7 protein-coding genes are annotated in these 7,783 nt (G+C 45.8%); 2 read left to right on the forward strand and 5 right to left on the reverse strand.

All coding sequences use genetic code 11. The features are described 5' to 3' along the window. Positions 1-622 precede the first annotated feature (622 nt). On the reverse strand, positions 623-1,603 hold the full coding sequence (locus tag QT992_RS24065) for an ABC transporter ATP-binding protein (RefSeq protein ID WP_333320745.1): 981 nt from the start codon (positions 1,601-1,603) through the stop codon (positions 623-625). Between the two features lie 110 nt (positions 1,604-1,713). Between QT992_RS24065 and QT992_RS24070 the strand changes: the two genes are divergently transcribed. Next, positions 1,714-1,902, forward strand: a complete 189-nt coding sequence (locus tag QT992_RS24070) for a hypothetical protein (RefSeq protein ID WP_333320743.1) — start codon at positions 1,714-1,716, stop codon at positions 1,900-1,902. Positions 1,903-1,991: 89 nt separating this feature from the next. Here QT992_RS24070 and QT992_RS24075 read toward each other — a convergent pair whose 3' ends face one another. Further along, positions 1,992-2,921: a phosphoribulokinase gene (locus QT992_RS24075; RefSeq protein ID WP_333320741.1), complete on the reverse strand. Its 930-nt coding sequence runs from the start codon at positions 2,919-2,921 to the stop codon at positions 1,992-1,994. A 340-nt stretch (positions 2,922-3,261) separates the two neighbouring features. Next, the gene (locus QT992_RS24080) at positions 3,262-3,663 is read right to left on the reverse strand and encodes a hypothetical protein (protein WP_333320740.1); all 402 of its coding nucleotides are present in this window, start codon (positions 3,661-3,663) and stop codon (positions 3,262-3,264) included. Between the two features lie 41 nt (positions 3,664-3,704). Here QT992_RS24080 and QT992_RS24085 point away from each other — a divergent pair, with 41 nt between their 5' ends. Continuing rightward, positions 3,705-4,838 carry an adenylate/guanylate cyclase domain-containing protein gene (locus tag QT992_RS24085; protein WP_333377870.1) on the forward strand — a complete coding sequence of 378 codons (1,134 nt, stop codon included), beginning with the start codon at positions 3,705-3,707 and terminating at the stop codon, positions 4,836-4,838. Between the two features lie 124 nt (positions 4,839-4,962). On the opposite strand, the gene QT992_RS24090 is transcribed toward QT992_RS24085, so the two are convergent. Further along, the gene (locus QT992_RS24090) at positions 4,963-6,606 is read right to left on the reverse strand and encodes a GTP-binding protein (protein WP_333377876.1); all 1,644 of its coding nucleotides are present in this window, start codon (positions 6,604-6,606) and stop codon (positions 4,963-4,965) included. A 248-nt stretch (positions 6,607-6,854) separates the two neighbouring features. Next, a partial coding sequence (locus QT992_RS24095; RefSeq protein WP_333377873.1) for a transposase occupies positions 6,855-7,783 on the reverse strand: 929 nt, incomplete at its 5' end.

Raw genomic sequence — 7,783 nt, forward strand, 5'->3', positions numbered from 1 at the left:
GAAAATGGTGCATAATGTAATATTAAACTGATATATTGCACTATTCTTAATAACTTTGTATGGGCGGGTTCACCGACAATAATTGCCAAAAACCCACAATCTCATAAACCCGCCCCCGCGCCACCATCAATCGCAATCTACCTCTTTCAAAATAACTAGAAAAACCTGGAGGGCGGGTTTATTTAACCTGTCTGCACCATTAAATCTGTTGGTGAACCCGCCCCTACAGGATGTATGAAAATGGCGCATAATGTGAGATTCAACTGATATATTGCACCATTTTCAATAACTTTGTAGGGGCGGGTTCACCGAAAATAATTGCCAAAAACCGACAATCTTATAAACCCGCCCCCGCGCCACCATCAATCCCAATCTACCTCTTTCAAAATAACTATAAAAACCGGGAGGGCGGGTTTATTTAACCTGTCTGCACCCGTTAAATCTGTTGGTGAACCCGCCCCTACAGGAGGCAGAAAAATGGTGCAAAATGTGAGCTATATATTGCATTATTGTCAATAAATCTGTAGGGGCGGGTTCACCGACAATAATTGCCAAAAACCCACAATCTCATAAACCCGCCCCCGCGCCACCATCAATCCCAATCTACCTCTTTTAAGATACTTCAACCACTAGAATAAATCCCTCTTTCTTGCAGTTGCTGCATAAAAAACTCTTCCAAACTAGGCTTAGCCAAATTCATCCCAATTAGCTGCCCTCCCGTACCGCTCAGACTAGAAAGAAACTCCTTCGGATCGCCCTGCAAATGACCGTACCACAAATCATCATCAACTTCCATATCCGGTATCCATTTTTGCAGGATATTCAAGTGCCCGCCCCTACCTTCAACCCGGTAAGTTTCAGTATTACCCAAGAGTTCGTCGATCGCACCAATGCAGATTAACTCACCCTTCGCCAAAATTGCCACTCGATCGCAAATCTTCTCCACATCAGACAATATATGCGAATTAAAAAAAATTGTTTTTCCTTGATTTTTCAGCGATAAAATTATCTCCCGCATCTGATAGCGTCCCATCGGATCTAAACCAGACATCGGCTCATCTAAAAATACCACATCGGGATTGTTAATCAAAGCTTGAGCCATGCCGATCCGTTGCAGCATGCCCTTAGAATACTGGCGCAACTGTTTTTTAATTGCCGCCGATTGAGATAGCCCAACTAAGTCTAGCAAATTCGGAATTCGCTGTCGCTGAATTGAGGGGGGAATTTGAAATAACCCCGCTGCAAATTGCAAGAATTCCCAGCCCGTGAGATAATCGTAAAAATAGGGATTTTCTGGCAAATAGCCGACTCGCTGCTTCACGGTGCGATCGCCCAAAGGCCTCCCCAACAGCAGCGCCCTGCCAGAAGTCGGCCGCACTATACCCAGCAAAGTTTTCAGCAGCGTAGTTTTCCCAGCTCCATTTTGCCCTAACAACCCAAAAGTTTCCCCCTCAGAGACAGTCAGAGTGCAATTTTTGAGCGATTCAATTTTTTCATTCATCCAGAAGCCGGTACGGTAGAACTTCCCCAGATTAAATGTTTCCACCACTGGGGTAGCTCCGGGCATCTCGGTGGAAGTTGGCGCATCTATAAGAGGTTCCATTTTCGTAAGCGAAATAAGTAGCACCTGATTATATTCTATGGCATAAGTTCAGTAATAATCGCTCTTTTTAATGTTAAACTAATATTAGCTGCACTTAAAATTTGCTGAATATGGATCGTTCAAAACTTGTTGCTATTATCACTGGGGTGATTTCTATCATTTTAGCAGTAGCCTACCTGCTGCTCGTCACCCTCCTCGACTTCCGAGGCGAAATGCTGCCTGCACCTCAAAGTCAGTTGCCAGTCTCCATGCCACTTCAGCAATTAGGCACTGCTAACCCGACTTTGCGACTACATTAGTTATTGGTTATTGGTTATTGGTTATTAATCCTTGCAATAACAACCAACAACTAACAACCAACAACTGCCAACTGCCAACTGCCAACTAACTAATAGACATGAATTGCTTTCATCATGTGATATGCAACTAGCAACTGCGTCAAAGCTAGCGGGTAACTTTGCAAAACTTCGCCCGTTGTGCCGATAAGTTTGCCAATTTCCGGGTTGCCTTGGGCGGAGCAAAATCCCCGCAGGTGTGGCAACTCGCTACACAACATCATTTCCAGTTCGTTTACTTGCTCGCTGGTAGCGTGGGAGTCTACTTCCAAAACGTCAACTGGTTTGCCCATATCCCGATCGAGTCCCAAGCGAATTGCAGGTTTAAAACTCTCGCTGCCTCGACCTAAAATTTCAGTAAAATCAGGGTGAGGAATTGTCGGTCTGAGAACTAAACGGACGTTCAAATTCGATTGATTGTCCGCTTCTGGCGGGTAAAAACTAACTACAACGTCGGCCGATTTGCGCTGAGGACGAATGAAGTCTTCAGAGTCCGGTTCGCGTTTTTTTATTTCTGCAAGCACCTGTTCTTCAGTATAACCGCGCTTCATGACATCGCGCTTAACTTTCCACTGAGCTCGCAATTCTTCGGGAGGAGCAAGATACACTTTTACGTCGTAAGAATCGCGGATTGTTCGGGTTGCGTAACCCAGCAAACCTTCAACGATTACAAATTTGCTGGGCTTGATGTATTCCGGTGGGTCGAATGTACCTGTCGTGTGGTTGTAGATGGGTTTGAGAATTGCTTGTCCGGTACGCAGCAGGCTGAGGTGCTGCTGCATGATGTCGAGGTGATTGCAGTCGGGATGCAATGCTGTGATTCCGATTTCGGCCCGCTGCTTTCTGTCGTAGCGATGATAGTCGTCAGTGCAAATCACAGTGACATTTTCAGGCCCTAATACTTGGGCAATTCCCCGCGTCAGGGTGGTTTTGCCCGCTGCGCTGTCTCCGACAATACCGAGAATAATTGGTCGATCGCTCATTGTTTTTACCCGGACGCACAATAGCAAATTTTGTTGTCAATCTTACATCTTATCAAAGTTGTGTTCGATCCGATCGCTCGGTTTGACAATCAAGCATCCAGGATACCCGCCACGTGATTCATCCGTCCAGAAATAAAAAACCTGTATCCGATAAAGGAACCCCCGAATTTATCTCGCGCAAGTCAATGCTTCAATTCTAAAATCTAAAATCTAAAATCTAAAATCGATTGACTTGCTCCCCCCGGAGTCTCCCCCATCTGTAAAAATATTGTTATATTTCTTAATATAATGCGGCACTGGAGACTCAGGGAGCATCAGATTAAAAAATCACGCCCATTTCTCAACCGCCCAAGATGTCGATCGTACTTTTGAATCCAACTCTTGTCATAATTTCGGGCAAATTATCCCTGCAAAGTGTCCGGGTAGTCTCTTTTGTCTTTTGTAGTGCCAATTGCAGCGGTGGGGCTGGTGGGATATTTTTGGTTTCAAAACCGCCCGCAAGCAGTGAATCAATTCGCCAGTCCATCAATCGACGCCCAAGGCGATCGAATTTATCCGCAATATGAAGTTTTAGCCCCAGCTTTCGCGGTTTTGACAAATTAGTATAATAAATTAGAGTTGAGGAGGCAATCATGCCCTCACAAACCTGTTTTTTTTCCTCTTGCTTGCCTTCGGCAATGCGTCTTTCCGTGAAAAAAAATAGGTTGGGACGCACCGGTGCGTAATTTATAAATTTAAACAAATCTTAATTTTATTAAGTTTAACTAAGCCCGTAGCCAGCCCATGAATCAACCATCTTCAGAAAAATTAAGGGGCCGTGTTTTAATTGTGGATGACAGTCTTAACAACTTATTGTTACTGGAGCTGATCTTATCCAGGAAAGGCTATAAAGTAGAAGCTGCATCTAGCGGGCAACAGGCACTCGATGCTGTGGATTTGGCTCAGCCTGACTTGATTTTGCTGGATATTATGATGCCCGATATGGATGGCTATGAAGTTTGCAGTCGCTTGAAAGCGAGCGCTAGCACTCGTGGCATTCCCATTATTTTTCTGAGTGCTGTGGTACAAGCTTCTGAGAAGGTGAAAGCCTTTAATGCTGGCGGGGCGGACTATATTACTAAACCTTTTCAAACCGTAGAGGTGATAGCTAGGGTAGAAAATCAATTGCGGCTGCGGGAACTAGAGTTGCAACTGAGGGAGAACAATCTGATGTTACAGCAGGAAATCGCCTATCGGGAACAAGCAGAAATGGAAACGCGGTTGCTGTTGGAAACAACCCAGTCTCAGAAAGAAAAAATTGAAGAATTGCTATTAAATATTTTGCCGAAACCGATTGCAGAGCGCTTGCAGGAGGGGCAAAGCATAATTGCTGACAGCTTTTCGGATGTCAGCGTTTTATTCGCCGATTTGGTGGGATTTACGAATTTTGCATCTCAAAAAACTGCGGCAGAAACGGTGAAAGTTCTGAATCAAATTTTTAGTCTATTTGACGAGTTATCGTTAAGGCACGGTTTGGAGAAAATCAAAACTATGGGTGACGCTTACATGGTAGTTGGCGGTTTGCCGGAACCGCAGGAAAATCACGCTTTTGCCATCGCCCAAATGGCACTGGATATGCAAGCTGCTCTCGCTAGCTTCAATCTCAAAAACAATCACAGCTTTACTCTCCGCATTGGGATAAATATTGGTGGGGTGGTGGCGGGAGTCATTGGTTTAACTAAATTTAGTTACGATTTGTGGGGGGATACAGTAAATGTTGCTCAGCGGATGGAATCAAGCGGTATTCCGGGGGAAATTCAGGTGACGGCTGCGGTTTACGAGCGTTTGAAAGATAAATTTTCGTTTAAAAGGCGCGGTGCTGTTGAGATTAAAGGTAAAGGAGAAATGATGGTTTATTTGTTGGAAGGGCGAAATTAGTCAGTTGACAGTTGACAGTTGGTAGGGGCGGTGCCCCTGTGCCCGCCCTCTTAGTTGATAGTTGACAATGCCCAATGCCCAATTCCCAATTCCCAATGCCCAATTCCCAATTCCCCATTCCCAATTACCACTCATCGTTTCGTTTGTTGCTGTAAGTTTCCCAATCGTCTTGTTGTGGCGGCTGATACAAGGGTTCTGGTTCTATTTCTGATTCCAATTCCGCTGACATTTCTAATTCTGGTTCCGATTCCTGCTGATAGATGTTCAGAGGTTCGACAACGCGGGCGATCGCATCTTTGACAAATGCTTTGACAAACTCGTCTTTCCGATTTAACTGAAACTGCCTTTGCACGACTTCGGCGATGCCACCATCGCCCCAATCTTGGTCATGGCGGAAATATTCAATAAAACTTTTACCGGCAATTCTAGTTAAATAAGCCGCACTAACTGCTTGAATTGCTTTGCCAAGTACAAACCCGGCTACGCTTAATTGCAGCGCCCTTGATACTACTTGAATTACACCTTCAACTATTCCCAAACTGGCTAGGGTTTTTGCTAGAGACAATGCCAATTCTTTCGCGCGATCGATATTTAATTCGCAGCCGTAAATCTTGGCAATTTCTACTACCATTTGAGCGTTAACTGCTGCTGTCGCTAACAAATCCACAACTGGCAAAGGCGTTACGGCAATTACTCCGGCTCCGATCCACTGAAATCGCTCTACTGCCTTATCAGCTTGCCGCCGCCTTTGAGCGTCAATTAACTTGCGCGCTTGGTCTCCCAAGTGCTGAGATTGCAGCAAAATATTGTCCGCAATTAAGTCTTCGCCTTCGGCTCGTAAAATCGCAGCGACGCGCCGAATTAATGGCATAATATCCGGGTCTGGCTGAAAAATTGTGCCGTCTTCTAGTACAACTTTTTGCGGATTGGCGCTAATCGCGACTACATCCATTGCTGATACAAAACCTTTGACTCGCTGCCGCAGCCGATCGAGAATTTCATCTCTGTCGGTGTCGGGATAAAGGTCAACTTTATTAAAAACCACGATCGACCTTTTGCCAATTTCCGCCAAAGTCCGCAGCGGTTCGTACTCGGATTTTCGCAAATCGCCGTCCAAAACAAATAAGATCAAATCTGCCCTCGCCGCCAACTGCCTCGCCAATTCCTCTCTGTAAGTTCCCGCAACTCCCGCTTCCAAGATGCCTGGGGTATCGGTAATTGCTAATTCTCGATCGATTCCTTTCAATTTCAGAGTATAAGTTTCCCCAACTTCGGTAGTTCCCATCGGCGCACCCACCTGTCCCGCCATCCGCCCCACCAGCGCATTCACAGCGGAAGTTTTGCCCGCAGAACCGGTGCCGAAAACAACTACTCGAACGCTGCCACGAGCCATGCTAGCTTCAATTTCGCGGGCTCTCAACAGCAAAGCTTGCCGCGCTACTTCATCTTGAATGCGATCGACTTGTTGCCTGATTGCTTTGAGATTTTCCGAAGCTGCTTCACTTTTCACCACAGGAATCTTCGGAGTAATCGGCCGTTTTCCCTTAACTTTCTGGGGGCGTTGCAGCAACCTAAAATAGTAAACCAGCGCAAAAATTAGCGTTCCCAAAAGTACAATTATCAGGAAAATCAGCAAATTAGCCAGCAGCGGAGAAGCAGACCACGCAACTTGACTGTAAAGCCCTGTTAAGGAACTCACCAGCCCAATAATCAGCCCCAGGGTGAGGCAGAAAGCAGCAATTAAGGTTAACAGGCGCGGCAAAGGCATGAGGAAAGCGGCAAATAAAAGGGTTATGCTTTGATTTTTACATTCTCCTGAGAATTCCGAACTTGATGAAGCGCCCGTTAGCGAAGCCCTCGAAGAGGATCGTACTGCGCGAACCCGCAAATCCCGATTCTGTCGCACTGCGGGCGCGATTTGCGGGGTTTTAGTGGTAGCGGGTGCAGATAAAGTGCGATCGCGCCCGAGTCTGCAATTTTGACACTCCTGGGCCTGAAGGCGCGAGGATTCTTGGATCAATCAGTCGATTTGCTCGTTGATGTCACCACCAATGAGTAGAGATCGGTCTGTCCCCAAGCGTTAATTTCGGTGTGCCCCACCGTATTTAAATTAATTCCTGCTTGCTTCAATCCTTTCGCCCAAATGTTTTTCGCGGCGTTGTGATCGCGATCTAGTATCGCACCGCAACCGCAAATATGAGTTCGAGTCGATAGCGTTTTCTTGACAGTATTGCCACAATTTGAACAGTTTTGGGAAGTGTATTGAGGAGCTACAGCAATTACTGTTTTGCCGTACACTTTTCCAAAGTATTCTAACCACTGAGCAAATTGTGACCAAGCTGCATCGCTGATTGATTTAGCAAGTTTATGGTTCTTAACCATATTTTTAACCTGAAGGTCTTCGTAGGCTACAAAATCGCTAGATTTCACCGCGCACAACGCCGTCTTTATGGCGAAGTCTTTACGCTGTCTACTTACCTTCAAGTGCTTTCTTCCTAACTTGTTAATCGCTTTTCTTCGATTGCCTGAGCCTTTCTTTTTTCGAGAAACTCGCTTTTGCAATCTCTTCAAAGCTTTTTCACTTTTTCGGAGGTGGCGAGGGTTCGCCACTGTTTCACCATCGCTATCGGTATAGAAATGGTTCAATCCCACGTCTATTCCAATAGCTTTACCAGTCGGAATAAGTTCCTCTTTTCGCTCCACATTGATGCAAAGTTGTGCGTAGTATCCGTCGGCACGACGCACAACCCTAATCCGTTTAATCTCATCGGGTGCATAAAAATGCAAATCCCGACTACCGATTAATTTGAATTTTCCAGCAGCAAAACCGTCCTTAAATGTCAAACATCTTTTGTCGGCGGAAAGCGCGTTGAAGTCGAGTGGGAAGTCGCCTTCCCACCCTCTCCTACAAAACCGTGCTTGCGAGTTTCCCCGCACACGGCTCC

This window comes from Microcoleus sp. T3_D1, assembly GCF_036700405.1.
Lineage (GTDB): Bacteria > Cyanobacteriota > Cyanobacteriia > Cyanobacteriales > Microcoleaceae > Microcoleus.